Here is a 24,506-nt window from a genome sequence, read left to right as displayed (position 1 = left end):
TTACGCTTTACAATAAAGCATGGCAATTTCAGAGCGAATGAAGCGAAAAGTCAAAGATTCACCAACTTCACAAGATTTTGGTGCAGCTGGAGCGCCGGTTGACCGCGCTCATCCATTTTATTTCGGATTTGTCGCAACAGTAGGTGCCTTAAGTGCCTTTGTTCTCATGCGAGCACTTGCAAGTGCAAGTCAAGTATTCGTACTGATTGTGATCGCACTCTTCTTAGCGATGGGTCTAAACCCAGCCGTTGAGGCTATTCGCAAGAGGGGGCTATCACGTATTTCAGCTGTTGCAATAATCTTTGTATCGGTGCTCATCGCAGTTGTGCTTTTTGGCGCACTTATTGTTCCTCCGCTTATTTCGCAAGGCACAAACCTCATTGAGATAGCGCCATCGCTACTGAGCCAATTAAAAGATAACCCTGCAATCGCCAATATCAATGAAAACTACGGGATCATCGATACCTTAGAGAAGAAACTAAGTTCGGTAACTTCCGATGGCACGCTCTTGTTCTCAGCCTTCGGTGGAGTCGTTGGCGTTGGAAAGACTGTTCTCTCTGGCACCTTTACTGCACTGACTATTCTGGTTCTCACTCTTTACTTCATCACTTCACTTAATCAGATGACTGAGCTCGGACTTAAATTGATCCCAAGTAGTCGTCGTCCACGAGTAGCGCTACTAACCGATGCAATTATCGCTCGCGTGGGGGCCTTTGTTGGAAGTCAGGTATTAATCTCTTCCCTGGCTGCCATCTTTTTGACGATTTTCGGAGTCATTCTTGGTCTGCCATCACCTGTGGCAATCGGAATCATTATCTTTGTCTGCGGGCTGGTGCCACTTATTGGACACTTCATCGGAGCTGCAATCTTCACCGTACTGGCCCTCACACAATCAGTGACAATAGGTATTTCAGCCTTCCTCGGATACATCATTTACGTGCAGATTGAGAATTACATTCTCACTCCTAAAATCATGAAGCGGACCCTGAACCTGCCAGGTGCGGTAACAATCATTGCCGCCCTCATTGGTACATCACTTCTTGGGTTAGTTGGCGGGCTACTTGCAGTACCAATTGCCGCTTCCATAATCTTAATTCTGGAAGAAGTAGTTATCCCTCGCGCAGAAAAGTCTTAAATCTCAGTAGGTAGCGGTAATCGCTGCGGGGCAATCACCGCAACGATTTCACTTAAGACTCTATGCACAAATGGTTCACCGACCCATAGGTGTTTAGCGCCATCAACAGCGATCAGCTTGGTTTGCGGGATCACACTAAAACGCAGTCGTGCTTGCTCCGGCTTTAAGTAATCATCATGCTCGGGAATCAGTGCAACTACTGGTCTGCCATCTACAGCCCAAAATTCAAGATCACTATCCACAATTTCGAGCAAGGTGGGGCTCAGCAGTATCAAGCCCTTCACTCGCATATCACGGGCATGGCTAATTGCAATACTTGTTCCAAATGACCACCCAATAACCCACAACTCTTTGATGCCAAGGGTGTCAAAGCAATAGGCAATCATCGCTTCCACATCATATTTTTCGGCGCGTCCATTGTCATAACTACCCGTGCTTGTCCCAGCTTCACTACTTGTTCCACGAGTGTTAAAGCGCACGACTGTAATTCCAGCCATTGCCGGTAATCGATTAGCAGCCTTTTTATAGATGTGGCTATCCATCATTCCGCCACCCGTTGGGTTGGGGTGGCAACATAAAATTGCAGTTGTGGGGTTTGAAAGAGGAGTCGCCACTTCTCCTACAAGTGTTTGGCCATCAGCGGTGAGAACAGTAAATGGCGTGCGCGTTGCGGCAAGCACGGTGCTGGGGCGGATTGGCTCTGACATTGGCGTGAGTCTACTTCTACTTAGTAACGGGGCGCATTGCGCGTGCGTTCAGTGCGCGGGCCGCGATTATTTCGCTTACTCCAGCAGGCATTGTGCCAATGTCTGCGATTATCTTCTTCACCATCTAGCCAGGCAACGGTATGTGGAGTTGCCATCGGGATCACTTGATCACAACCAGGGCAGCGATACGGTTTATTTGCAGATGAACCGGTTAATTTACGAACGGTCCATAAACCATTTTCATCTTCTTCAAAACTTTGATTCGATGGATTAATCTCACGGTCTTCATCGTTATTCTTTGGCCGACGATTCTTCGGGTAGTTCTTACGTGGGCTCATGGCTTCATTTTCTCGCATTTTGCCCCACAAAGTGAGAAGATGACACTATGAGCAAGGTCATCAGCGTTTCCCAGCTCCATAAGAAATATGGCCAGACGCAGGCAGTCGATGGGCTTGACCTTGAAATCGAACAGGGCGAAATCTTCGCACTGCTTGGGCCTAATGGCGCTGGCAAGACCACGACGGTGGAGATACTCGAAGGATTTCGTGATCGTGATTCCGGTGATGTGAAAGTTCTTGGCTTTGACCCAGCAACTAAAGGCAGCGCCGGACAAGGGTGGCGTGATCGCATCGGCATTGTTCTGCAATCAACTCAAGATGCCGGCGACCTGACTGTCTATGAGTCAGTCTCGCACTTTGCCACTTATTACAAGAATCCGAAAGATGCCCGCGAGGTCATTGAATTAGTTGGACTCACAGAGAAATCTGATGCGCTTGGTCGAACACTTTCTGGTGGGCAGCGCCGTCGCCTGGATGTCGCACTGGGAATTATTGGTAGACCGGAACTAATCTTTCTCGATGAGCCCACTACAGGTTTTGATCCGGAAGCACGTAGAGCATTCTGGAATTTGATTCGCACCTTGCGCGATGAAGGCGCCACCATTGTTCTGACAACTCACTACCTTGATGAAGCAGAAGCACTGGCAGATCGGGTGGCAGTCATTATCAAGGGGCAGATTGTTGAAATCGCACCACCAGCAGAACTTGGCGGGCGCGCAACATCACTTGCCACTATTTCCTGGCGAGATGGCGCACAAGTGTGCAGTGAGAAGAGTGCTAACCCCACGGAACGCGTCACGGAGTTAGCGGCCCAATTTGGTGGAGAAGTTCCAGAGCTGAGCATTAAGCGAGCATCACTAGAAGATATCTATCTGGAAATGATTGGGGGCCAGGATGAATAAGCCCACCGCTTTCTCCATTGGTATGCAGCGAGGCAAGTTAGAGATTAAACAATTTATGCGACAGCGTGAATCCATTGTCTTCACCATGTTATTCCCACTCATCTTGCTTGCCATCTTTGGATCAGTATTTTCTAACACGATTGCCGACGGTGTTACCTTTAGTCAATATTTTGTTGCAGGAATGATTGCATCAGGACTTGTTAATACCGGTTTCCAGCAACTAGCAATCATGATTCCGATGGAGCGCGACTTTGGAACGCTCAAGCGATTACGTGGAACTCCGATGCCAGCAAGTAGTTACTTCCTTGGAAAAGCCATCCTTGTCACTGTCAGCATGCTGGTGCAGGTAGCGCTCTTATTGGCTGCTGGCGTTGCCTTCTTTGGCGTTAACCTGCCACAGAGCGCTGATAAATGGTTGCTCTTAGCTGCTCTACTAGTTCTTGGCAGTGCATGTTCAACGGTATTGGGTATTGCATTCTCCAATGTTCCTAAATCAGGCCGTGGTGCATCCGCTGTCGTCTCCCCCGTTGTCATAGTTCTGCAGTTCTTCAGTGGCGTCTTCTTTGTCTTTACCGATCTGCCGCAGTGGATGCAGCAAGTAGCAGCAATCTTTCCACTCAAATGGATGACCCAAGGCGCCCGTTCAGTCTTCTTGCCTGACTCATTTGCTACGCGTGAAGTTGTCGGCAATTGGGAAACTGGGCGCACCTTTGCCATTATTACCGCATGGCTCGTACTGGGATTAATCTGGGCAATTCGCAGTTTCAAGTGGGAGCGCGACTGAAAAAGTCAGCACTTGTACTTGCGCTCTGCCTTGCCTTTTCTGCAGCCAGTGCCGACGCTGCAACTAAGAAGCCAACACCAACGCCGACAGCCAAGGCGAGTGTGAAGGCCTCACCCAAAGCGACAGTGAAGCCAAAGGCCACTGCTAAAGCAACTACAAAGCCAAAGGCCACTGCTAAAGCAACAGCAACACCCAAAGCGACGGTAACGACATCTACGACAACTGCTAAACCCACCGTCTCAGCTAAACCAAAGCCAAAACCAAAGCCAAAACCTCGAAAGAAGATTCGCCTTACTCCGTCACCGAAACCAAAGTGGCCACCGGTGGACTTTGAGTTTGAATCAGGAATCTATGCCAAGGTGCCGACAAGCAAAGAGTTGGTGAGCGTTATCTCGGCAAAGACCAATCTGGCTTCCCAAGTGAAGGCATGCAGCGAATTTGTTTGTGGCGCAGTCCAGGTTGCCGCCGAAACTGGATGTGTGTGGTGGGAAGTTAACTCTCAGGTCCTATCTAAAGAGGGCGTCATACTTGGTGACTTGCGCACAATATCAACGCCTAGCGCAGTTAAAGAGATTAAGACCATTCTCTTAATCTCACCAGAACCCATTGAAACTCTTGAATACATCAGCAATATTGAAGTGATTTGCCATCAAGATCCACGACCTGAAGGAGCATCGGCTGCGACATATACAAAGGTGGTCGAGTAAATGCTCGGTGGGGTCAACAATCAGCTCTTTTTAATGAGTCTTGCCGGATTTCCGGTTGTCTTATTCCTCATTTTCATTTTAAAGTGGACCTCGGCTAAAGGTAAGTCACTAGTCGAACGCAGCCCATCGATTGGTTCAGAAGATGAATACGGAACTCTCGTTGCGGTCGCAGAGCCAAACAATCACATTGAAGGCGAAATACTGCGTCAGAAGTTGATTGCAGTTGGAATTAAGGCAACTCTGACCCAGACTAAGCAAGGTCCTCGTTTATTTGTATTTCCGAAGGAAGAGAGCGCTGCCAGGGCGCACTTGAAAAGCTTTAACTAGCGATTTGCTCCAGGAACCCAGAGCTGATCACCAATCTCTTTGTTTGCATGACGAGCAAGAACAAAGAGTAAATCAGAACAACGGTTGAGGTACTTGGCAGTCAGCGGATTTACTCCCCCGCCAAATGCATGGATTGCAGCCCAGGTGCAGCGCTCTGCGCGACGCACAACTGTGCGGGCAACGTGAAGGTGAGCCGCAGCTGATGTTCCAGAAGGCAATACAAATGAGCGCAACGCTTCCAGATCTGCGTTGTATTTATCAATCTGTTCTTCTAGGTAGACAATTTGAGATTCAAGCACGCGAAGAGGTTCAAATGCAGGTGCATCTACTACTGGGGTGCAAAGGTCTGCTCCCACATCAAATAAATCATTTTGGATTCGCACAAGAAGTGCGCGAACATCATCGGCTAATTCATCAGTTGCGAGCACAACACCGATTGTGGAGTTTGCTTCATCAACAGTTGCATATGCTTCTAGGCGAGGGTCATTTTTTGATGTGCGGCTCATATCTCCAAGGGATGTAGTTCCGTCATCGCCGGTCTTTGTGTAAATACGCGTTAAATTAACCATGTGCCTAGCCTATAAGTAGACTTCGGATATGGCATCTTCGTCCCACGACCGCTTCCGGATCACCGGTGGCAGCCGCCTGGTCGGTGAAGTATCGGTCACAGGAGCCAAGAATTCAGTCCTTAAACTGATGGCCGCTTCGCTTTTAGCCGTTGGAAAATCGACCATCCGCAATGTTCCAGATATTGCCGATGTAGAAATCATGTCCGACCTGCTCACACGTCTTGGTTGCACCGTTATTCACACTGCCGACACCGTCACTATTGATGTTCCGGCTACACCACTGCATCGCGCAGATTATGACCTCGTGCGCAAGATGAGAGCATCAATTAACGTGCTTGGCCCACTTGTTGCTCGCGTGGGAAGAGCAGAAGTCGCACTTCCTGGAGGAGATGCAATTGGCTCACGCGGCCTTGATTTTCATATTAAAGGTCTTGAATCACTTGGTGCCAAAGCACATGTCCAACATGGTTACATCGTTGCCGAGGCTCCAAATGGACTCACAGGTACATCTATTGACTTAGATTTCCCATCAGTTGGTGCAACAGAGAACCTCATGACCGCAGCCGTTCTAGCAAATGGTGTGACAACTATTGATAACGCAGCTCGCGAACCTGACCTTGTCGATCTCGGTGAATTCCTGATTGGCATGGGGGCAAAAATTGATGGGCTTGGCTCGCCAACAATTACCATCACTGGTGTTAAAGAACTCAAGCCAACCGACCACACCACCATTACAGACCGCATCATTGCTGGCACGTGGGCATTTGCCGCCGCAATGACGCAAGGTGATATCACTATTCATGGTGGGCGCGCAGATCATATGGAAGTCATGCTTGAAAAGCTCACAACAGCCGGGGCAATCATCACCTCAACTAAAGATGGATTTCGCGTGCAGATGAATCAACGACCACAAGCAATTGATGTGGCAACCCTGCCCTATCCTGGATTTGCCACAGATCTCTTGCCATTTATTATCGGTATGAATGCAATTGCAGACGGTCACTCGATTGTTACCGAAAATGTCTTTGAATCCCGCTTTATGTTCGTCAACGAACTAGTGCGATTAGGTGCTCAAATCACTGTCGATGGCCACCATGCCTCTATCGATGGTATCCCACAGCTATCTGGCGCCCCAGTTGAAGCAACCGATATACGCGCAGGTGCTGGATTAGTTCTTGCAGCGTTGGTTTCAGAAGGTGAAACAACTGTTGATGGTGCATTCCACATTGATCGTGGATATCCAAACTTTGCCGAGCAGTTAGATGCGCTCGGTGCAAAAGTCATCCGCGAGTAGAAACTACCTGCTTCTTAGGCGCTTCCTCTTATAATCAACTTTGGTGCGATTTTTCTTGACGAAATCTTTTCACCTTTCATTTTTTGCAAAAGACCAGTTACTAAATACTCCCCGATTTTTTCAAAGTCTTGACCTACCGTTGTGATATTTGGGAATGTTTGCAAAGTACGATTTGTGTTATCAAAGCCAATAACAAGCACATCAGAGCCCACAGAGTAATTGAGTTCCTTCAAAGTTTGAATCACGGCAAATGCCATCTCATCATTTCCTGCGAATATCGCATTAATATCATGACGTCTTCGCATTAATCGTTCCGTTAAACTCATAGTATTTGCGTAGGTGTTCGAACTATGTTCTACAAGCGAAGGGTCATATTCAATGCCTGCTTTCGCCAAACCCTTCTTGTAGCCTTCATATCGCGAGACACTCCATGATTGCTCTAGCCCACCAGTGATCATTCCAATTGTTTTTCTCTTTTTGCTCACAAGGTAATCAACGGCCATTCTTCCACCAGATTTGTTATCCGTATCTACCCAAGAGACTGTTGATGTAGGGATCAGAGGTGCGCCAAATGCAATCATCGGAATTCTGACTTGGCTGAAAATAACTTCCAAATTTTTGGGGGTCTGCCCCACAACTATAAAACCATCTACGTTGTACTCAGAGATTTTTTCCGCAATATCTTCAGAATACTCATTTCCTGAATCTTCACCCGATTTCGAGGTGTGCATTTTGGCGTGAGCGATGATTTGTAAGTCGTAACCAAGAACACTTAACTTTTCATAGATTGGGTTGATGACGTGACCCCAAAATGCAGATTCAAAGAGCGTATTAATATCGTGAAAGAAAATAAGACCGATAGTCTTAGAACGGACACCGGTCAAAGCTCGTGCGTGGCGATTAGGAACATAGTGCATATCTGCGATCGCTTTGTTGATTCGCTTGAGCGCTTCAGGTGAAACAGACTCTGGAGTATTTACAGCACGCGAGACAGTGGCTCGCGAGACTTTAGCGCGTTTTGCCACATCTTCCAGCGTGACATTTTCTTTCACACTCACATCATATCAATGTGAGTGTTTTTAGGGGAATTCTCAGGCTTAAAATTACCTTCTGAATGATTGGATGAGGTCCCGGTATCCCATTGCGCTCTCCTTGAGAGTCCTTTTCATCTTATTTTTGAAATCAACAAACACAAGACCGAAGCGCATTTCAAAGCCCCACGCCCATTCGAAATTATCCAGAAGGGACCATACGTAGTAGCCCTTGAGGTTGACTCCGCTCTTATGCGCTTCAATACAAGCAGTGACATACTGAGTTAGGTACTCATCTCGTTTGGTGTCGTGAATTTTGCCATCTTCTGAAGGTCCATAGTTGTAGCAAGTGCCATTTTCCGTTATGAATATTGGAATATTTGGATATTTCTGGGACACCTGAATCAGAGTCTCTTTAATTCCGTCCGGAGTCCAAGACCAACCCATATCTGTGCGTTCATTTCCAAAACCAGAGCCATCGATTGATGTAGTTCCGGGGAACAGCTCAGCGCCGTTACCTCCACCTTTAAAGACATCAGCGTTGTAGTAGTTCACGCCAATCCAATCTCTGCCAAAGGAGACATCTCCAATTTCATTCTCATCGCAAAAGATTCCTGTTTTGCGTTCAAAAATTTCGACGAGATCAGCAGGGTATTTTCCTTCATACATTCCCTGCATCCACCATCGATTCTTGTAACCGTCGACAATCTCAAGATCCTTTAGATTCTCCTCCGTCGATGGGCCAATCAACATCGGATTTGTGAGGTTATTTACTGCACCTACGAGAACATCAGGAGATTCACTTTTTACCGCCTGTGAACCTTTTGCGTGCGCACGAACTAATTGATGCGCAACTTTGACAGCCGTGGGGAGGTCTCGGATACCAGGTGCATGCTCTCCAGTGAAATTTCCCAGCCAGGCTACGCACCACGGTTCGTTAATCATCGCCCAGTACTTAACTTTGTCGCCGTATCGTGCTGACATTTTCGCCGAGTACTGCGCGAAAAGTTCTACCGTCTCAGGATTCGTCCAACCGCCTCGGGATTGCAATTCTTCAGGCAGGTCCCAGTGGTACAGCGTTATATTTGGTTGAATATCGCGCTCTAGTAGTCCGTCAATTAATCGATCGTAAAATGCCATGCCCTTTTCGCTAAAAGCACCACTCCCGGTTGGCTGAACTCGAGGCCAAGAAATTGAAAACCTATACGAATCGAGTGAAAGCTCTTTCATAATGTTGAGATCCGTCTCCAACATCTCTACGTGTTCGACTCCACGATGATTTGCACCACTGCCGTCTTTAATTGCACCAGGAACTTCACCCAATGCATCCCAAATGCATCTGCCTCTGTCACCAGAAGCATGTCCACCTTCTATTTGCATAGATGAGGTACCCGCTCCCCAGATAAAATCCTTCGGTAGGGAAGTGGTATCTACATTTCGAAGACTCATCGAGGTAGGCCTTTCACATAATTGAAACTCTCTTTGATGCCTTCGAAAATATCACCGGCATACTCGTCAAATTCAACAATCGGCAGGGCATGAGGCGCAGTCTTAACCACTGCAGCAAGTGGGACTTCTCCCTGACCGGCAGGCACCTGTTCGCGAGTATTAGCTTCGCTCTTAACTAATTCGCCGCGCTCATTAAAAATATTTTCAGAGCTGCGAATATTCTTACCATCTTTTATGTGTAGGAATTGAACGCGATTACCAAGGCGCGAGAGTAAATCTGGTCCATCAAGGCCACCCGCATGAACCCAGTACGCGTCAACTTCTAGAACTACTCTTGCCTCAAGCATTTCTTCAAAGTACTCAAGAGTCGATACTTCACCAATTTTATTTGCAATTTCCCAAGCATGGTTGTGATACCCAACCTGCAAGCCGTATTCAATTGCCTCTTCGGCGGCTTTATTCAATTCATGGGCTATCTCGCTAATATCATTGGCATCTACCCACTTGGATTGATCCACAATTGGTTCGATTACTGTCTTAATTCCGAGTTTCACAGCTGCTTCAAATGTCTCTTTTCGTTCTACTCCGACAAGATGGGCGTGTGCACTCGGAGCCGTAATCCCATTAGTCGCGAAAGCTTTCGCGTAGCTGTCTGCTTTTTCGATGAAATTCCATGGCTCGACTTGAGAGAATCCAATACTAGCGACCTTGGCTATCGATCCACCAAAATCCTTTTCAATCTCGTGTCGTAGGGTATAGAGCTGTAATGAGATATTTGAATTTCGCATTTTTACCTCTTTCCTTTAAATGCTTTTACCCCAGCAACTGCTAAGCGGTGATCATCCGGACCTGCCAAACCACTTACGATGAGAACGCCAACTAAATTTGAGTCATGAGTCATGAGTGGAATTGCGCCACCATTTGCAGCAAAAATGTTTTCGCTTAGGCCGCTCTTTTCATACCAAGATAAACCTTGCTCTTCGCACAAGACAAGTTCCAAAAGTGAAGAATTCTTGGTGTGCTCAACCACTGCGCATTTGCGATTTATCCAAGAATCATGGCCTTCAGAGGCTCCATCTAAGCTGATGTGATACACGCACCAAGAACCCATTCGCACTTCGATGCTAACTGGAAGATTTTTCTTATCTGCCAGTTCTGTAGTGAAATGGCCGATTGCGACCGCCTCTCGAAGGGTCAAGGTATCTAAAGTAAGGGTTTGCGCCTCAGCAATGAGTTCCGAACTAGCGAAGCCACCCGTCTCTTCCAAATTCATTTCAATAGGATAACATAGAATGAGAGCGCTCTCAAGAATATGCTGGAAAACGTTCATCTACGGAATATGGAGACTTGGACTGATGGCTCATAACACTTTAGTGACACTTAAATCTGGTCTTCAGATTCCAGAGTTTGGAATCGGCACTTCTCCCTTTGGAGGGCTCTTCGCACCAGTTTCCGAATCCGCGGTACAGGAAGTCATATCCACATCAATGCAAATGGGACTTAATTATTTTGATACAGCACCTCATTACGGAATGGGTTCTGCGGAGGTAAGACTCGGCCGAAACATTGACCACCTGCCGCGAAATAGCTTTATAGTCTCTACTAAAGTCGGAAGGCTGATAGTTCCGAGCGAGAAAACTGACGATCCAGGTTGGGAGAATTCCACCGCCGCCGTTGAACGTATTTTTGACTTTTCCGCTGCTGGAATCGAGCGGTCACTACTTGAGAGCCTCGAGCGTCTGAACATGGAAAGCGTAGAAATGGTATTCATACATGATCCCGATGGAGCAGCTGATCAAGCGATTAATGAGGCTTATCCAGTGCTTGAAAGATTGCGTGCCGAGGGAGTTGTCAGAGCCATCGGTATTGGAATTACAAGTAGCGAAATTCCAACTCGCTTTATAGAAGAGACTGACATTGATGTCGTACTGATAGCGCTGAGATACACATTACTTGATCAGAGCGCTGCAATTGAGTTATTGCCAACAGCCCTCAGAAAGGGAGTATCAGTAATTGCGGGCGGAGTCTTTAACTCTGGGATTTTGACCAATCCGAAAGTTGGTTCCACATTCAACTATGAAACGGCCTCTCCGGAAGTCCTTGCCCGAGCGCAGAAAATAGAGAAATTCTTCAATGAAAGAGGGGTTTCTTTGGCTCAGGCAGCCCTTCAATATCCGATGCAGCATCCGGCCATCTCTGCAATTTTAGTCGGATGTCGAAGTGCCGAAGAAGTGAAGGCAAATGTCGCGCTTTACAATAATGAGGTTAGCTCTGAAATCTGGAGAGAGTTCGACAGTTTCTTACAGACCTCTTAATTTGACGAGATTAGAAATCTATCTCTTGGCTACCGTGCCAGAACTTACCTGTCTCTTCCCACGGAAGAGAACAGATTTCCCACATTCTTTGACCACCATCTGCTGGCTCTCCAGGAGCATCAGGGCCACCAAGATCTGTCTTAAGCCAGCCTGGATCTAGTGCATTCACCGCAACCTTGCCTTTGAGAATTCCTGCCCAGAGAATTGTTAATCCACCTAAAGCATATTTTGTGAGCCGGTATGTTGGCATATCCGGTGATTCTTTCAACGCTTGCAAACTTCCTGCACCAGAACTCACATTCACTACCCGAGGCTCAGTCCCCTTTTCTAGAAGATCTTGCATCCTAAAAATAAGTTCATGTTGAGCAAAAACATTACAGCGCCACTGATCATTGAGTAATTCTAATCCTTCATCTCGCCAATCATTTCGGTATGTCTGTACCGCTGCATTGTTAAGTAGGAAATCAACTGAATTCCACTTGCCGCGGACAAAGTCGGCTAAATTCTTTGGTGCTTCCGCAGTATCGAAATCCGCCAAGAAGGGCGTGAAATTTCCAATACCTTGCAACTCAGGAGCGACTTTCTCAAGTCGAGAAGCGTGTCTTCCGGTACCGATTACTTCGGCTCCTGCAGCTAGAAATAACTTGCTGGCTTCATAACCAACTCCGCGTGAAGCGCCGGTAAGGACGATTCTCTTGCCACTGAAAATACTCATGATTTATCGCTTTCTTTAAGCTCGAGGGTTGGGGCTTTCGTTCTTCTTAGGGTCAGTCTCAGCTAAATTGCTTAAGATCTTATTCATTTCAGATACAACGTCAGCTGATAACTTAATACCAGCTCCCTTTGCATTCTCTTTTACTTGTTTAGCTGTGGTTGCTCCCATGATTGCGCTTGAAACATTTGAATTATTGAGAACCCATGCAAGAGCCAATTGCGCCATAGTAATTCCAAGATCCGACGAAATAGGCTTCAATTTCTGAACCGCCGTTAAAACATCTTCTCTGAGCCAGCCTGAGATAAATCCAGCTCCGCCCACCAAGCTATTTTTATCGTTTGCACGGGAGTTCACCGGAGGCTTCTTTCCTGGGAGATACTTACCAGTCAACACGCCCTGGCAAAGTGGCGAGAATACAATCTGGCCAATTCCTTCCTTTTCGGAGAGTGGAACAACTTCTTTTTCAATCACCCGGTAGAGCGCCGAATACTGAGCCTGGTTAGTCACAAATCGGGTGTAACCCTTGGCATCTTGAATCGCTAAGGCTGAAGCGATTTCCTTGGCATTCCACTCAGAGACTCCGATGTAATGAGCCTTTCCTTGTCTAATGAGATCGTCAAATGCGCTCAGAGTTTCCTCAAGCGGAGTCTCGTGGTCGTATCTGTGACAGATCAAAACATCTAGATGATCGGTTTGAAGTCGGTCAAGAGAAGCATGTGCGGATTCGAAAATATGTTTGCGAGAGAGGCCGCGATCATTCTTGCCTTCACCTGTAGGCCAGTAAATCTTTGTAATCAACTCATAGGATTCGCGCTTAACTCCCTTGAGAGATTTTCCTAGGACACTCTCAGCTCGGCCGAATGCATAACTATCTGCAGTATCAAAAGTTGTAATGCCGGAATCGAGCGCCGCTCGCACACAGCTCTTCGCTGAATCGGCATCCACCTGTGACCCGTGAGTGATCCAGTTTCCGTAGGTGATTTCCGAGACATACATACCTGTGCTGCCTAGTTTGCGATATTCCATTTAAATCCCTCCGTACCGAGTAATTTTGAGAGCGCTCTCAAATCTGGGTGAGTCTATAACCTGATATCTACCTTGGCAAGCATTATTGATATAGCCTTTTCAAATGCGAGAATCTGAAAGGCTGCTGATATGAAAAAGGCTCTCTTTGTTCGAGGGGGAAGACCAGCCCACCAACCCATTGAAACAACCGAACACTTTCGACCTTTTTTGGAATCAGAAGGCTTTGAGATTTCAGTTTCTGATTCTCCGAAGATTTACTCCGACGCAGTTTTCATGGCATCCGTTGATCTCATTATTCAATGTATCGAAAGTGAGATCGACGAATCCTCAGTGCATGGATTAACTCATGCAGTTGCAAACGGCACAGGCTTCATTGGCTGGCATGGCGGCGTCTTGGTTGGATTCACGCAATCAGAGAGCTATTACCAACTTATCGGAGCGAAATTCGTTGCTCATCCTGGTAAACCAGAAGAGATGCGAACCGGAGGAGAAGATGACTTCTTTATTCGTCACACCATTGACTTCACGGAAGCAGGCAAAGTCGATGAAATCACTAAAGGGTTTCAAAATTTTGAACTGACAACTGAACAATACTGGTTATTGACAGACTCATATATGAAAGTATTGGCGACTACGACGCAGAGCTCGACCTCTGGCAATCCTTGGAAATCTCCGGTTATCTCTCCAGCAATCTGGACTCGGCAATGGGGAGAAGGAAGAATTTTCATCTGCTCTCCAGGGCACAACTTAGAAGTTGTCTCTCACCCGATCATTACTCAAATCATCCGCAATGGTGCGATTTGGGCATCTAGATCTCGATAGAAATTACTTCCTGAGAAGTTTTCCTTGCGTCTTAATCAATTTTAGAATAGTGGGCATCTTAGATTTCTCAAGCGTAACGAGATCAGGTGTGAGCAATCCCCCTGTGTCGCCCGAGCCTGGATTCCAGGCCCAGTATGTCCAGTTCATGCCCTTTTTGCCCAGATAATCCGTAAAGGCTTTCATCCATCTGCCACTAATTGTTTTAGTTGAATAATTGATTGCGCCGAATTCACCAATCAAAATTGGTGCGATGTTCTGGTCATGTATATAGCCAAAACCCTTACTCCAGCGATCCAGTAGGTTCTTCTCAAGATTCTTACTTACCAGCCAAGGTTGCGGCGATACCTCTGGGCCATATTCATGTGTTGAGTAAACAATTTTATTTGCTACCGGAAGGACCACTGGGTTCTTTCGAACACCTTCAAGGTTTCCGCCCCACCAATGCCCAGTCAGAAGTTGTCCGCCTTCTACCTGATTCTCAATTCCTTCGACAACAATGAGTGGGTTCGAATTTACTGCTTGGATCTCTCTACCGGCACGCTCTGCCGCTCTACGCCAATCTGTATCAGCTCCATCTCCCCATGTGGCCTTTCCGTGTGGCTCATTCTTTAAATCGAAACCAACAACATTGGGCGAATTCTTATAGCGGAGAGCTAAATCTCTCCACATCGATACCCACATATCTTCAGTAAACCCAGCCTGTCCGTACCAGAGATCATTTCTATATCCTTGGTCAGCCTGCGAGTGATTGTCGAGAATTATCATGAGCCCTAACTTTTCGGCTTCGATAATTACAGCATCAAGAACTTCCATCGGGCTCTTGCCCTTAAGCTCCTTGTTGGAACCTATGTAGTCAGCTACACCTGAGACTTCGGGTCCCTTTGCTACGGTCTGCATCGAAAAAGGAATACGTATCACGTTGAATCCTGTTTGCCGTATCTGCTTCAACATCAATTTGTAATCGCGAGCATTGAGGCCTATCAGAGTAGCTGCTTCATTCTCCATTCCATACCAATTGACCCCCTGCCAGATAACTCGATTACCTTCAGCGTCAATAATCTGATTTCCTTTTGTAGATAAGGGAAACGTCAGAGCTGATGCTGCGTAAGATATTGGCGATGTCATGGAAGTAATCACTGCGCTAACAATTGCAATAGCAAGGATTCTATTTCGCATTGTTGGCCATCTTTCGACGTGCAGCAACAAGGATTGGCTTTTCGAAAAATCTCCAGCTAAATGCCGCGATCGTAAATGCAGTCAAGATGATGATCGCACTGAGTAGCCCCCATTCTCGAAGATTGGTGACACCGAAGTACACATAGTTCTCTTTAAAGCTGCGCTGGAGAATGTTCTGAACAACTTGATGCCATAGATATATTCCGAAAGAGATTTGGGAAACCCAAACAAAGAAGCGATTATCAACGACTTTGAAGAGATAGACCGATTGCGAGACCGCCACAAGCGCAAATGCCATCAACAAGGCATAGAAGGGAGAGAGGTACGGCTGGCGACTGAAGGAGTCAGGCGCTCCCGGAGTAAGGCGTATTCCTACCAAGGCAATCGCTGCAAGAATCAGAAGGATTGCTCCGCCATCGAAATAGAGCTTCTTCCCTTTTGAATTGCTGTGAAGCTTGGCGATAATCAGCGCCGCTAGAGCGCCAATGAGGAACTGTGAGAAAAAGCTGACGACATTCCAATACGGAAGCCATTCCTTTGCACCACCAACTAGGCCCTTATCCCATCCTTTTCCGTCTTGGCTTGTCATAAATCTTTCGATGACCCAAGGGTTAATGACGAGTTGATTTACTGCAATCCAAAGAATTAGTGCAGAAAATGCTGATAGGAAGTTCTTGGCAACTTTGAGTATGAAGAAGAGCACAATAGGAAGAAGCACGTAGCATGAGACTTCAAGTCCAATTGACCAAAGGGGGCCATTAAGTTCTGCGGGGAAGAATGTCGAATAGTGATAACTGTTAAAGAAAAATAGCCCCGAGAAAAGCATCTTGAAATTGACCGGGATCTCGTAAATATAGAGTGCAATCAATGTACAGAAAACTAGGTTAAACCAAGTTGCTGGAACAATTCTGGCCACACGTGCAAGCGCGTAGTGCGAGAATCGCGGTTTAGATTCTGTGTTGAAAAGAGAGCGCCAGTAGGGATATGAGAGCAAAGCACCAGATAGAACAAAGAAGAGACTCACGCCAACTTCGCCACGCATACCAAAGTGATGAATCGGCTTAAACCACTCTGGAGCTGAGTCAGGGTTCATCTTCTGCGTAAGGTGGTGGTAAAGAACTAACAGGCAAGCAATTGCCCTAAAGCCATCGGCTCCGTTGATGTGTAATTTGCTCTTCTCCATCGCCAACCTCACCTTTTCTGGCACGTTTCACTGAACATCAGGAACGAGCCTAGATTACCGGAAATCCCTAGAAATATAAGAGCGCTCTCATGATTTGCCCCTCGGATCCCCTTTTCACACTCAAGATGCTTTATAACTTTCCGATAACAAGTCAAAAATCATCCTTTGAGCCCTTGTGTTCCTGAAAAAAAGGGGAAATGATAAGAGCGCTCTCATGGCAAGGATTAAGAGAAGCTCGGGAACGGTTCCCGGAGAGCTGACACACCCTGGAGGTCAAATGTTTAAAAGTATTCGGAAGGTAAAGATTGCTGCAGTGTTTGCTGTTGCTGGCGCACTTGTGCTACCAACAACACCAGCTACAGCTGCTCCAGTTGAGATCACATTAAGTTGCTTTAATGATCTCAACTTGGGAAATCTCCTGAAGGAGTGGGAGACTGTTAATCCAAACATTAAGATAAATCTCAAGACAGCAGATTTCAATGCCCATCATGATGGTCTTTTGACTCAGCTCATTGCAGGTTCTGGCCCAGATATTGCTTGCGTAGAAGTTGGATACACATCTCGCTTCAAGGCATATCCTCAACTCTTTACAGACCTCGGAAAAAAGTACAAGGCAAATAAGCTTGAAAAGTCATTCATCAATTGGCGTTGGGAACAGGGCGTAGCTCGCGATGGAACAATCATCGGTATTCCAACAGATGTCGGCGGGCTTGCAATGTGCTACCGCCAAGATCTTCTCAAGAAGGCTGGCTTGCCAAATGAGAGAGGTGCTGTATCTGCAGCTACTTCAACAACAGCGAAGCTCACAGCATTTGCTGAAAAGTATGTTGAAGCAACTGGACAGCCATTCCTAGATAACGTTAGCCAGTTATTCGAGGGCGTTTCACGCCAAGGAGCTGATGGAATTCAGTTCTACGACAAGAAGACTGACAAGATTGTTGAAGTTCCACAGGTAAAGAAGGCTTACGACCTAGCAGCAACATTTGCTACAAAGAAGCTCTCTGCGGAAATCGCACCTTGGTCAAGCGATTGGAACCAGGGAATGGGCAATGGAGCTTTCGCTGCAATGCTCTGTCCTTCATGGTTGCTCGCAAATATCCAAAATAATGCAAAGGATATTCCAGGTGCATGGGACGTTGCCCAGATGCCTGGTGGTGGCGCTAACTGGGGTGGTTCACAGCTAACAATCCCTAAGTTCGCAGCAAATCCAAAGCAAGCTTGGACATTCATCAACTGGGTCCTCGCACCTGAGCAGCAGCTCAAGCTCTTCCTAGATAAGGGCGTACTTCCAACAACTCCAGCGGTATACAAGGATTCAAAGTTCTTGGCTGCCAAAGATATTGCGTATAACAATGCACCTATCGGAAAGATCTTCTCTGACGTAGTTATGTCAATCAAGAAGCCAATTTACGAAGGTAAGTACCAGGTTTCCGTAAAGGATGCCTACAACGCAGCAGTTGGTCGTATGGCGTCTGGAAAGCAGACTCCAGAAGCTTCATGGACTCAGCTCATGAAGGAAATCAAGAAGATCAAGAGCCTTTCATAGGTTCTACCCTCTCTAAATAAGTAAGCCGAGGGCAATCACCGTATTGCCCTCGGCTTACTCTTAAACTTTAATATCGAAAGATGGAGAAAAATGAGCTTAAGAAGAAACTCATCGACAAAAAGTAAATCCTCACTTCGCGCTGGCGAAGGTCGATTAGCTTTCTTTGCTATTTCACCCTTCTATTTCCTCTACCTAATTTTTGGTATTTTCCCTATTCTCTACACCAGCTACATGGCATTTTTTGCCTGGGATCCCCTCGGCGACAAAGTTTTCATTGGGCTCAATAACTTCTCTAATTTGCTCCAAGATGAAGTTCTCTGGAAGGCCCTTCGCAACACATTGAGCATTTGGGTGCTAGGCACAATCCCCCAATTAGCGCTAGCTCTTTATCTAGCCACGATCCTTAACCGAAATCGCTTGAGATTTTCAAACTTCTGGCGTGCAGCCATTTTGATTCCGAACGTCACTTCAGTTTTGGCAATCGCAGTTATTTTCAGCTCACTTTACGGACGCGATTTTGGTCTTATTAACTATGTACTTCAAATCTTTGGCGTGGACAAGATCAACTGGATGGAGGGAACTCTCACCAGCCACTTTGAAATTGCTACCATGATTATCTGGCGATGGACCGGATATAACGCCCTAATCTATCTAGCGGCAATGCAATCTATCCCTAAAGAGCTTTATGAATCTGCCTCCCTAGATGGCGCGACTGGGTGGCAACAGTTTAGATATGTAACTCTCCCTGGAATCAGAAATGTAATGATCTTCACCATCACAATGTCAACCATCGGCGGACTACAAACCTTTAATGAACCATACATTTTGGGTGGAGTAACCGGCGGAAACGATAAACAGTTCTACACACTCGCAATGTTCCTATATGAAGAAGCCTTTAGAAAGTTCCAGTTCGGGTATGGGGCAGCCATCGGTATATTCATATTTTTCTGTGTAGTTATATTTGCCTTAATTAATTCGACCATTGCTAGCAAGATTGCGAAGGATTCATGATGAGCGCTCTCACTGCAAAGAAACCCACTCTACTCACCGTGAAGCCGAAATTCAGTATTGGTTCGGCTCTCACATACCTAGTCCTTGGAGTGACAACCTTTCTAGTTGTCTTCCCATTTTGGTGGATGCTGGTTGTAGCTTCGAATGAAAAGAATGAAATTGCCAAGAATCCCCCAAGATTTACCCTTGGAGATCAACTACCTGTCACCTTCGATGTTATTTTTCAATATGCAAATATAAGTCGTGCAATTACCATCTCATTCATCATCGCAATTTCGATGGCAGTCTCGCATATGTTCTTCTGCACCTTTGCCGGATATGCATTTGCAAAGTTGAAATTTAAGGGACAGAAGCAGTTCTTTGCCTTCATCCTTCTCACAATGATGGTTCCCGGCCAGCTCGGAATCATTCCTATGTACATCCTTGTCACAAGACTTGGCTGGAATAACGACCTGAAGGCGATCATTGTTCCTGGATTGGTATCAGCTTTTGGTGTCTTCTGGATGAGACAGAGTATCTCTGCGGTAATTACAGATGAGGTTATTCAAGCTGCTCGCATTGATGGGGCATCTCCGTGGCAGATCTACACAAAGATAGTCTTCCCACTTGTACGTCCTACGGCTCTTGTCATGGGGCTCTTCTCGTTCCTCAACGCGTGGAATGATTTCCTTTGGCCGATGCTTATTCTCGATGGAGACAAAATGCTTACCGTTCAGATGGCTATTGCCCAGATGAAGGAGCAGGCTTATATCGTCAACCATGCTGCTCAAATGGGTGCTGCCTTCTTTGCCACACTTCCACTCATAATTCTTTTCTTCCTTGTTTCAAAGCAATTGGTCAAGGGAGTAATGGAAGGCGCGATTAAGGGCTAATGCAATTTGAGAGAGTTGGAGTTGGAGTTGTTGGCGCAGGAAACATCAGCGACCAATATCTCTCTCACTTAACAACCTTTCCAGATTTTGATGTTCTCTTCGTTGCCGATCTGGATGCAGAACGTGCTGCATCTCAAGCAAAAAAGTACGGAGTTCCGGCAAGCGGATCTCTCGCCGAGTTGCTCACTAATGACCGCATTCAACTCGTCATCAATCTCACCATCCCAGCAGCACATGTCGAGGTAAGTCTTGCAGCCCTCAATCGCGGTAAACATGTCTGGTCTGAGAAACCTATGGCTCTTGATAGATCTGGGGCTGCTCAGCTACTAGAAACTGCAAAGAAAAATGGAGTAAGGCTTGGTATTGCACCCGATACCTTCCTTGGTGCGGGTATACAAACCGGCTTAAACGCCATTCGTAGCGGCTCTATTGGAAAGCCACTGACTGCGCTGACAATCTTTCAAACCGCTGGACCAGATTCTTGGCATCCAGATCCAGCTTTTCTCTTTGCTAAAGGTGCGGGACCACTCTTTGATATGGGTCCCTATTACGTAACAACCTTGGTTCAAATCTTTGGAAAAGCCACCCGAGTTACGGCAACTTCTTCAAAGTCTCAAGAGAATCGCACTGTAGGTTCTGGTCCCAAGAAAGGAACATCCTTTCCGGTCGAAGAGCCCACTCAGATAACCGCACTCATTGAATTCGCATCCGGCGCCAGCGCTGTCTCAATCTTTAGCTTTGAAGCAGCTCATGAAGTGACGGGTTTTGTCGAGATCACTGGTTCAGAGGGTGCAATCACATTGCCTGATCCAAATAATTTTGATGGCGAGAGCGTCATGTATCAAGCCGGTCAAGAGCAAAAGAAGTTAACTGCTGTGGGAAATAAACATGGTCGCGGCCTCGGGGCGCTTAACATGATGCAATCTTTCCTAGCTGGAGATGATCATATTGCCTCAGCCAATCTAGGAAATCACGTATTGGATATCCTGATCTCAATTAGTGAATCAGCTGCGCGCAAGGAAAGTGTTGCAGTTGTAAGCAACATAGATAAGAATGCAGCACTTGATCCTGATTGGGATCCACTTCGCCGATCTTCCTAAGGATTGTTTATGAGCAGAAACAAGCTAAGAAGAAGCATCTCTCTAGCCCTTCTGCCCGTCACGTTATGCACTCTTTTAACATCAGGCACAACTGCGTGGAGCGTTGAAGAAGGAAATCCGCTTCTCTGGTCCCAGGAATTCAATGAAAAATCAGGGAGCAAGCCGGATCCAAAGTATTGGAACTATGACCTTGGCGATGGCAGAGGCTGGGGAAATCGGGAATTACAGATTTATACTGATATAAATGCCAAGACGACAGGTCGTGGATCTTTAGCAATTACTGCGCTCAAAATTTCACCGAAGAAGAAACAAATTTGTTACTACGGATATTGCGAGTGGAGTTCCGCGCGAATAACGACAAAGGAGAAGGTCTGGATTAAGTACGGAACCATTGAGGCACGTATCCAGATGCCTGCGGGAAGAGGAAGTTGGCCAGCCTTTTGGATGCTTGGACAGAATATAGATGAAATGTCATGGCCTAACTCAGGAGAGATCGACATCACTGAAGGCTTGGGTAGAACCCCATATCTAGCATACGCAACGATCCACGGCCCAGGGTATTTTGCTGGAAGTTCTATTGGAACAAGACATTTAAACAATAAGAAACTATCCGATAACTTTCACATTTATGGAATCAACTGGAGCGAGGATTCAATTGAATGGACCTTTGATGGTGAGGTTATCTTCAAGCAGAGTAAAGACTCCATCGCACCAAGGACATGGGTCTTTAATCAACATTTCTCACTTATTCTCAATGTCGCTATGGGTGGAGAATTTGGTGGTGAAGTCGGAAAAGATTCTAAGTCTGGTTTAAAGATGAAGGTCGACTGGATTCGGGTCAAGCAATTTAACGGCCAAGGCGAAGTGCAAGTACTGCCTTAAGCGCAGTCTTTAAGGCTAATCAACGCTCTCAGTAAGAATAGAGACGCGATCATTTGAAACAGATAAGAAACCACCACGGACGTTGAACTCTTTAACGGAACCGTCGGTGCCTTTAATGCTGACAGCTCCGTCGACTAGTACGCCAAATAAAGGTGAGTGACCTGGAAGAACTCCAAGGTCACCTTCTGTGGTGCGAGCAGAGACAAATGTTGCCTCGCCTGACCACACCTTCTGTGTTGGCGATACTAGTGCGACGTTAAGAGCCATTATTTTTCCCTTACTTAGTTCTTCGCAAGTTCAGCAGCTTTGCGCTCAACATCATCGAGGCCACCGCACATGAAGAATGCTTGTTCTGGAACATGGTCGTACTTTCCATCAGCAAGTGCTTCGAATGCAGAGATTGTCTCTGTGAGCGGAACGAATGAGCCATCGAGTCCGGTAAAGACCTTTGCCACGAATGTGTTCTGTGACAAGAAGCGCTGGATGCGACGGGCACGTCCTACGAGAACGCGGTCATCTTCGGAGAGTTCATCGATACCCAAGATAGCGATGATGTCCTGAAGATCCTTATAGCGCTGCAAGATCTGCTTGATGCGGTTAGCAACACGGAAGTGATGCTCACCGATATAGCGCGGATCAAGAATACGAGATGATGAATCGAGTGGATCCACAGCTGGGTAGATACCAAGCTCTGAAATCGGACGAGACAACACGGTAGTTGCATCTAAGTGCGCGAAGGTTGTGTGTGGAGCTGGGTCAGTGATGTCATCTGCAGGAACATAAATTGCCTGCATCGATGTAATTGAGTGACCACGTGTTGAAGTGATTCGCTCCTGTAGTTGACCCATTTCATCGGCCAAAGTTGGCTGATAGCCCACTGCAGATGGCATACGGCCAAGAAGTGTTGATACTTCCGAACCTGCCTGTGTAAAGCGGAAGATGTTATCGATGAAGAGCAGAACATCCTGCTTCTGCACATCGCGGAAGTACTCAGCCATAGTAAGAGCAGAGAGTGCAACACGTAGACGCGTGCCAGGTGGTTCATCCATCTGACCAAAGACCAAGGCTGTCTTATTGATAACGCCCGTCTCAGTCATTTCTAGGAACAAGTCGTTACCTTCACGGGTACGCTCACCAACACCGGCGAATACTGATACACCACCGAAGTTTTCCGCTACGCGATAAATCATTTCCTGGATAAGAACTGTCTTACCCACACCGGCGCCACCGAAGAGGCCGATTTTTCCACCCTTTACATACGGTGTGAGAAGGTCGATAACTTTGATACCTGTTTCAAACATCTCAGTCTTTGACTCGAGCTGATCAAATGCTGGTGCGTTACGGTGAATTGACCAACGCTCCTTGATATCAAGTGATGACGTTGGAACGTCAAGTGATTCACCGAGAGTGTTAAATACGTGGCCTTTTGTGACATCGCCAACTGGGACAGAGATTGCAGAACCAGTGTCTGTTACTTCAGCACCGCGCACCATTCCATCCGTTGGTTGCATTGAGATAGCGCGCACGAGGTTATCTCCAATGTGCTGCGCTACTTCGAGGGTCAAGGTACGAGTAGTGCCACTCATGGTGGTCTCTACGTGAAGCGCGTTAAAGATCGAAGGCATCGAATCTGCGGGGAATTCAATATCCACCACCGGTCCAATAACTCGGGCTACGCGGCCTTTACCTGTTGCTGACATTATTCGCTCCCTGCACTAGCTGAGGCCAACGCATCTGCGCCGCCGACGATTTCACTGATTTCTTGGGTAATTTCTGCTTGACGGGCAGCGTTCGCAAGTCGGGTAAGTGACTTGATGAGATCCTCAGCATTGTCAGTTGCTGATTTCATAGCGCGACGACGAGCAGCATGTTCAGAGGCTGCCGATTGCAACATCGCGTTAAAGATACGGGCTTGGATATAGCGCGGAAGAAGTGCGTTAAGAACTTCTCCGGCATTGGGTTCAAATTCATACATTGGAAGCAACCCTGTTGGGACTGCTTCAGATGACTCAACAACTTCCAACGGAATCATGCGCTTGGCAGTTGCTTCCTGGGTCAACATAGATCTGAACTGGGTAAAGATGATGTGAATTTCATCCACACCAAGATTTGTCTCAGTCGAGTCTGCAAGAAAAGCATCAAGCAGCGCATCTGCAACTTCACGAGCATTTTCATAGGTTGGGTTATCAGAAAATCCGGTCCACGTTCCAGCCATCTCGCGGTTACGGAACTTGTAGTAGTTCATAGCCTTGCGACCAACCAGGAAGTTAGAGACTTGCAGACCACGCTCACGAAGCAGGGCTGCCAGTTTTTCGCCTTCCTTAATCGCATTCGTTGAATAAGCACCAGCCATTCCACGGTCGGCCGAGATGATCAAAATCGCTGCTCGTCGTGGATTTTCGTGTGCTGTCGTCAATGGGTGATTCGTGGAAGAAAATGAAGCAACTGCAGATACCGCACGTGTGAGTTCATTTGCATACGGAGTCGATGCCGTTACACGTTGCTGCGCCTTAACGATACGAGAAGCAGAGATTAACTCCATAGCTTTCGTAATCTTTTTGGTCGCTTTAACGGAACGCATCCGTCTGCGATATATGCGAAGTTGAGCACCCATG

At 46.7% G+C, this 24,506-nt stretch carries 27 protein-coding genes; 13 read left to right on the top strand and 14 right to left on the bottom strand.

Annotation, left to right across the window (positions count from 1 at the left end; translation table 11 throughout):
• Nucleotides 1-19: 19 nt before the first annotated feature.
• The gene (locus tag A1sIIB142_RS01340) at nt 20-1,135 is read left to right on the top strand and encodes an AI-2E family transporter (RefSeq protein ID WP_095693358.1); all 1,116 of its coding nucleotides are present in this window, start codon (nt 20-22) and stop codon (nt 1,133-1,135) included.
• Here A1sIIB142_RS01340 and A1sIIB142_RS01335 read toward each other — a convergent pair.
• Nucleotides 1,132-1,842 (bottom strand): alpha/beta hydrolase, encoded by a 711-nt coding sequence (locus A1sIIB142_RS01335; RefSeq protein WP_095693357.1) that lies wholly within the window; start codon nt 1,840-1,842, stop codon nt 1,132-1,134. The genes A1sIIB142_RS01340 and A1sIIB142_RS01335 overlap by 4 nt on opposite strands.
• A gap of 20 nt (nt 1,843-1,862) precedes the next feature.
• Nucleotides 1,863-2,180 (bottom strand): hypothetical protein, encoded by a 318-nt coding sequence (locus A1sIIB142_RS01330; protein ID WP_095684391.1) that lies wholly within the window; start codon nt 2,178-2,180, stop codon nt 1,863-1,865.
• 47 nt (nt 2,181-2,227) lie between these two features.
• Between A1sIIB142_RS01330 and A1sIIB142_RS01325 the strand changes: the two genes are divergently transcribed.
• Genes A1sIIB142_RS01325 through A1sIIB142_RS01310 form a run of 4 tightly spaced genes read left to right on the top strand, consistent with a single transcriptional unit; the run spans nt 2,228 to nt 4,900 of the window.
• The gene (locus A1sIIB142_RS01325; RefSeq protein WP_095693356.1) at nt 2,228-3,082 is read left to right on the top strand and encodes an ABC transporter ATP-binding protein; all 855 of its coding nucleotides are present in this window, start codon (nt 2,228-2,230) and stop codon (nt 3,080-3,082) included.
• The gene (locus A1sIIB142_RS01320) at nt 3,075-3,866 is read left to right on the top strand and encodes an ABC transporter permease (RefSeq protein WP_095693355.1); all 792 of its coding nucleotides are present in this window, start codon (nt 3,075-3,077) and stop codon (nt 3,864-3,866) included. The genes A1sIIB142_RS01325 and A1sIIB142_RS01320 overlap by 8 nt, the downstream gene beginning before the upstream one ends.
• On the top strand, nt 3,809-4,573 hold the full coding sequence (locus tag A1sIIB142_RS01315; protein WP_223299202.1) for a hypothetical protein: 765 nt from the start codon (nt 3,809-3,811) through the stop codon (nt 4,571-4,573). Before A1sIIB142_RS01320 ends, A1sIIB142_RS01315 begins: the two co-directional genes overlap by 58 nt.
• Nucleotides 4,574-4,900: a hypothetical protein gene (locus A1sIIB142_RS01310; RefSeq protein WP_095674440.1), complete on the top strand. Its 327-nt coding sequence runs from the start codon at nt 4,574-4,576 to the stop codon at nt 4,898-4,900.
• Here the strand turns inward: A1sIIB142_RS01310 and A1sIIB142_RS01305 are convergent.
• A complete protein-coding gene (locus tag A1sIIB142_RS01305; RefSeq protein ID WP_095684387.1) occupies nt 4,897-5,469 on the bottom strand; it encodes a cob(I)yrinic acid a,c-diamide adenosyltransferase in 573 nt (190 codons plus the stop codon). The genes A1sIIB142_RS01310 and A1sIIB142_RS01305 overlap by 4 nt on opposite strands.
• Before the next feature lie 28 nt (nt 5,470-5,497).
• On the opposite strand from A1sIIB142_RS01305, the gene murA reads away from it, so the two are divergent.
• Entirely contained in the window at nt 5,498-6,763 is a 1,266-nt protein-coding gene (murA, locus tag A1sIIB142_RS01300; protein ID WP_095693354.1) for a UDP-N-acetylglucosamine 1-carboxyvinyltransferase, read from the top strand.
• Nucleotides 6,764-6,777: 14 nt separating this feature from the next.
• Here murA and A1sIIB142_RS01295 read toward each other — a convergent pair whose 3' ends face one another.
• From A1sIIB142_RS01295 to A1sIIB142_RS01280, 4 genes are read right to left on the bottom strand one after another with little or no spacing between them, the layout of a single operon-like run.
• A complete protein-coding gene (locus A1sIIB142_RS01295) occupies nt 6,778-7,815 on the bottom strand; it encodes a LacI family DNA-binding transcriptional regulator (RefSeq protein ID WP_190283276.1) in 1,038 nt (345 codons plus the stop codon).
• 51 nt (nt 7,816-7,866) lie between these two features.
• Complete coding sequence (locus A1sIIB142_RS01290) at nt 7,867-9,243, bottom strand: family 1 glycosylhydrolase (protein ID WP_095693352.1); 1,377 nt, start codon at nt 9,241-9,243, stop codon at nt 7,867-7,869.
• Complete coding sequence (locus A1sIIB142_RS01285) at nt 9,240-10,031, bottom strand: sugar phosphate isomerase/epimerase family protein (RefSeq protein ID WP_095693351.1); 792 nt, start codon at nt 10,029-10,031, stop codon at nt 9,240-9,242. Before A1sIIB142_RS01285 ends, A1sIIB142_RS01290 begins: the two co-directional genes overlap by 4 nt.
• Before the next feature lie 2 nt (nt 10,032-10,033).
• The gene (locus A1sIIB142_RS01280) at nt 10,034-10,516 is read right to left on the bottom strand and encodes a heme-binding protein (RefSeq protein WP_190283275.1); all 483 of its coding nucleotides are present in this window, start codon (nt 10,514-10,516) and stop codon (nt 10,034-10,036) included.
• Between the two features lie 82 nt (nt 10,517-10,598).
• On the opposite strand from A1sIIB142_RS01280, the gene A1sIIB142_RS01275 reads away from it, so the two are divergent.
• Entirely contained in the window at nt 10,599-11,558 is a 960-nt protein-coding gene (locus A1sIIB142_RS01275) for an aldo/keto reductase (protein WP_190283274.1), read from the top strand.
• Nucleotides 11,559-11,568: 10 nt separating this feature from the next.
• Here the strand turns inward: A1sIIB142_RS01275 and A1sIIB142_RS01270 are convergent, their stop codons facing one another.
• Together A1sIIB142_RS01270 and A1sIIB142_RS01265 are read right to left on the bottom strand one after the other, a co-directional pair.
• Nucleotides 11,569-12,273 carry an SDR family NAD(P)-dependent oxidoreductase gene (locus tag A1sIIB142_RS01270; RefSeq protein WP_095693348.1) on the bottom strand — a complete coding sequence of 235 codons (705 nt, stop codon included), beginning with the start codon at nt 12,271-12,273 and terminating at the stop codon, nt 11,569-11,571.
• A gap of 15 nt (nt 12,274-12,288) precedes the next feature.
• Nucleotides 12,289-13,299 carry an aldo/keto reductase family protein gene (locus A1sIIB142_RS01265; RefSeq protein WP_095693347.1) on the bottom strand — a complete coding sequence of 337 codons (1,011 nt, stop codon included), beginning with the start codon at nt 13,297-13,299 and terminating at the stop codon, nt 12,289-12,291.
• Between the two features lie 129 nt (nt 13,300-13,428).
• Between A1sIIB142_RS01265 and A1sIIB142_RS01260 the strand changes: the two genes are divergently transcribed.
• Entirely contained in the window at nt 13,429-14,121 is a 693-nt protein-coding gene (locus A1sIIB142_RS01260) for a ThuA domain-containing protein (RefSeq protein ID WP_095693346.1), read from the top strand.
• Between the two features lie 3 nt (nt 14,122-14,124).
• Here the strand turns inward: A1sIIB142_RS01260 and A1sIIB142_RS01255 are convergent, their stop codons facing one another.
• Both A1sIIB142_RS01255 and A1sIIB142_RS01250 read right to left on the bottom strand, forming a co-directional pair.
• Complete coding sequence (locus tag A1sIIB142_RS01255) at nt 14,125-15,297, bottom strand: glycoside hydrolase family 5 protein (RefSeq protein ID WP_095693345.1); 1,173 nt, start codon at nt 15,295-15,297, stop codon at nt 14,125-14,127.
• Entirely contained in the window at nt 15,287-16,480 is a 1,194-nt protein-coding gene (locus A1sIIB142_RS01250; RefSeq protein WP_095693344.1) for an acyltransferase family protein, read from the bottom strand. Before A1sIIB142_RS01250 ends, A1sIIB142_RS01255 begins: the two co-directional genes overlap by 11 nt.
• 277 nt (nt 16,481-16,757) lie before the next feature.
• Between A1sIIB142_RS01250 and A1sIIB142_RS01245 the strand changes: the two genes are divergently transcribed.
• The 5 genes from A1sIIB142_RS01245 (at nt 16,758) to A1sIIB142_RS01225 (ending at nt 21,891) form a co-directional block, all read left to right on the top strand.
• Nucleotides 16,758-18,026 carry an ABC transporter substrate-binding protein gene (locus A1sIIB142_RS01245; RefSeq protein WP_190283273.1) on the top strand — a complete coding sequence of 423 codons (1,269 nt, stop codon included), beginning with the start codon at nt 16,758-16,760 and terminating at the stop codon, nt 18,024-18,026.
• 90 nt (nt 18,027-18,116) lie between these two features.
• Nucleotides 18,117-19,037 carry a carbohydrate ABC transporter permease gene (locus A1sIIB142_RS01240; protein ID WP_095693342.1) on the top strand — a complete coding sequence of 307 codons (921 nt, stop codon included), beginning with the start codon at nt 18,117-18,119 and terminating at the stop codon, nt 19,035-19,037.
• A complete protein-coding gene (locus A1sIIB142_RS01235; RefSeq protein ID WP_190283272.1) occupies nt 19,037-19,909 on the top strand; it encodes a carbohydrate ABC transporter permease in 873 nt (290 codons plus the stop codon). Before A1sIIB142_RS01240 ends, A1sIIB142_RS01235 begins: the two co-directional genes overlap by 1 nt.
• The gene (locus A1sIIB142_RS01230; protein WP_095693340.1) at nt 19,909-21,009 is read left to right on the top strand and encodes a Gfo/Idh/MocA family protein; all 1,101 of its coding nucleotides are present in this window, start codon (nt 19,909-19,911) and stop codon (nt 21,007-21,009) included. The genes A1sIIB142_RS01235 and A1sIIB142_RS01230 overlap by 1 nt, the downstream gene beginning before the upstream one ends.
• Before the next feature lie 9 nt (nt 21,010-21,018).
• A complete protein-coding gene (locus A1sIIB142_RS01225; RefSeq protein WP_095693339.1) occupies nt 21,019-21,891 on the top strand; it encodes a glycoside hydrolase family 16 protein in 873 nt (290 codons plus the stop codon).
• Nucleotides 21,892-21,906: 15 nt separating this feature from the next.
• Here the strand turns inward: A1sIIB142_RS01225 and A1sIIB142_RS01220 are convergent, their stop codons facing one another.
• Genes A1sIIB142_RS01220 through A1sIIB142_RS01210 form a run of 3 tightly spaced genes read right to left on the bottom strand, consistent with a single transcriptional unit; the run spans nt 21,907 to nt 24,505 of the window.
• The gene (locus A1sIIB142_RS01220; protein WP_095693338.1) at nt 21,907-22,158 is read right to left on the bottom strand and encodes a F0F1 ATP synthase subunit epsilon; all 252 of its coding nucleotides are present in this window, start codon (nt 22,156-22,158) and stop codon (nt 21,907-21,909) included.
• A 14-nt stretch (nt 22,159-22,172) separates the two neighbouring features.
• The gene (gene atpD / locus A1sIIB142_RS01215) at nt 22,173-23,591 is read right to left on the bottom strand and encodes a F0F1 ATP synthase subunit beta (protein ID WP_095674436.1); all 1,419 of its coding nucleotides are present in this window, start codon (nt 23,589-23,591) and stop codon (nt 22,173-22,175) included.
• The gene (locus tag A1sIIB142_RS01210; protein WP_095693337.1) at nt 23,591-24,505 is read right to left on the bottom strand and encodes a F0F1 ATP synthase subunit gamma; all 915 of its coding nucleotides are present in this window, start codon (nt 24,503-24,505) and stop codon (nt 23,591-23,593) included. Before A1sIIB142_RS01210 ends, atpD begins: the two co-directional genes overlap by 1 nt.
• Nucleotide 24,506: the final 1 nt, after the last annotated feature.

Origin of the sequence: Candidatus Planktophila versatilis (assembly GCF_002288345.1) — a bacterium.
Lineage (GTDB): Bacteria > Actinomycetota > Actinomycetes > Nanopelagicales > Nanopelagicaceae > Planktophila > Planktophila versatilis_A.
The sequence above is the reverse complement of the archived record's forward strand: the minus strand, read 5'-3'. Positions and strand labels throughout refer to the sequence as shown.

Excerpts from the sequence above, each read along its gene's own strand:
- A1sIIB142_RS01230 (WP_095693340.1), top strand. The coding sequence starts at position 19,909 with ATGCAATTTGAGAGAGTTGGAGTTGGAGTTGTTGGCGCAGGAAACATC.
- atpD (WP_095674436.1), bottom strand. The coding sequence starts at position 23,591 with ATGTCAGCAACAGGTAAAGGCCGCGTAGCCCGAGTTATTGGACCGGTG.
- A1sIIB142_RS01285 (WP_095693351.1), bottom strand. The coding sequence starts at position 10,031 with ATGCGAAATTCAAATATCTCATTACAGCTCTATACCCTACGACACGAG.
- A1sIIB142_RS01260 (WP_095693346.1), top strand. The coding sequence starts at position 13,429 with ATGAAAAAGGCTCTCTTTGTTCGAGGGGGAAGACCAGCCCACCAACCC.
- A1sIIB142_RS01210 (WP_095693337.1), bottom strand. The coding sequence starts at position 24,505 with ATGGGTGCTCAACTTCGCATATATCGCAGACGGATGCGTTCCGTTAAA.
- A1sIIB142_RS01305 (WP_095684387.1), bottom strand. The coding sequence starts at position 5,469 with ATGGTTAATTTAACGCGTATTTACACAAAGACCGGCGATGACGGAACT.
- A1sIIB142_RS01325 (WP_095693356.1), top strand. The coding sequence starts at position 2,228 with ATGAGCAAGGTCATCAGCGTTTCCCAGCTCCATAAGAAATATGGCCAG.
- A1sIIB142_RS01275 (WP_190283274.1), top strand. The coding sequence starts at position 10,599 with ATGGCTCATAACACTTTAGTGACACTTAAATCTGGTCTTCAGATTCCA.
- A1sIIB142_RS01270 (WP_095693348.1), bottom strand. The coding sequence starts at position 12,273 with ATGAGTATTTTCAGTGGCAAGAGAATCGTCCTTACCGGCGCTTCACGC.
- A1sIIB142_RS01280 (WP_190283275.1), bottom strand. The coding sequence starts at position 10,516 with ATGAATTTGGAAGAGACGGGTGGCTTCGCTAGTTCGGAACTCATTGCT.
- A1sIIB142_RS01335 (WP_095693357.1), bottom strand. The coding sequence starts at position 1,842 with ATGTCAGAGCCAATCCGCCCCAGCACCGTGCTTGCCGCAACGCGCACG.
- A1sIIB142_RS01340 (WP_095693358.1), top strand. The coding sequence starts at position 20 with ATGGCAATTTCAGAGCGAATGAAGCGAAAAGTCAAAGATTCACCAACT.
- A1sIIB142_RS01265 (WP_095693347.1), bottom strand. The coding sequence starts at position 13,299 with ATGGAATATCGCAAACTAGGCAGCACAGGTATGTATGTCTCGGAAATC.
- murA (WP_095693354.1), top strand. The coding sequence starts at position 5,498 with ATGGCATCTTCGTCCCACGACCGCTTCCGGATCACCGGTGGCAGCCGC.
- A1sIIB142_RS01225 (WP_095693339.1), top strand. The coding sequence starts at position 21,019 with ATGAGCAGAAACAAGCTAAGAAGAAGCATCTCTCTAGCCCTTCTGCCC.
- A1sIIB142_RS01220 (WP_095693338.1), bottom strand. The coding sequence starts at position 22,158 with ATGGCTCTTAACGTCGCACTAGTATCGCCAACACAGAAGGTGTGGTCA.
- A1sIIB142_RS01250 (WP_095693344.1), bottom strand. The coding sequence starts at position 16,480 with ATGGAGAAGAGCAAATTACACATCAACGGAGCCGATGGCTTTAGGGCA.
- A1sIIB142_RS01330 (WP_095684391.1), bottom strand. The coding sequence starts at position 2,180 with ATGAGCCCACGTAAGAACTACCCGAAGAATCGTCGGCCAAAGAATAAC.
- A1sIIB142_RS01240 (WP_095693342.1), top strand. The coding sequence starts at position 18,117 with ATGAGCTTAAGAAGAAACTCATCGACAAAAAGTAAATCCTCACTTCGC.
- A1sIIB142_RS01235 (WP_190283272.1), top strand. The coding sequence starts at position 19,037 with ATGAGCGCTCTCACTGCAAAGAAACCCACTCTACTCACCGTGAAGCCG.
- A1sIIB142_RS01245 (WP_190283273.1), top strand. The coding sequence starts at position 16,758 with ATGTTTAAAAGTATTCGGAAGGTAAAGATTGCTGCAGTGTTTGCTGTT.
- A1sIIB142_RS01315 (WP_223299202.1), top strand. The coding sequence starts at position 3,809 with ATGGCTCGTACTGGGATTAATCTGGGCAATTCGCAGTTTCAAGTGGGA.
- A1sIIB142_RS01255 (WP_095693345.1), bottom strand. The coding sequence starts at position 15,297 with ATGCGAAATAGAATCCTTGCTATTGCAATTGTTAGCGCAGTGATTACT.
- A1sIIB142_RS01310 (WP_095674440.1), top strand. The coding sequence starts at position 4,574 with ATGCTCGGTGGGGTCAACAATCAGCTCTTTTTAATGAGTCTTGCCGGA.
- A1sIIB142_RS01320 (WP_095693355.1), top strand. The coding sequence starts at position 3,075 with ATGAATAAGCCCACCGCTTTCTCCATTGGTATGCAGCGAGGCAAGTTA.
- A1sIIB142_RS01290 (WP_095693352.1), bottom strand. The coding sequence starts at position 9,243 with ATGAGTCTTCGAAATGTAGATACCACTTCCCTACCGAAGGATTTTATC.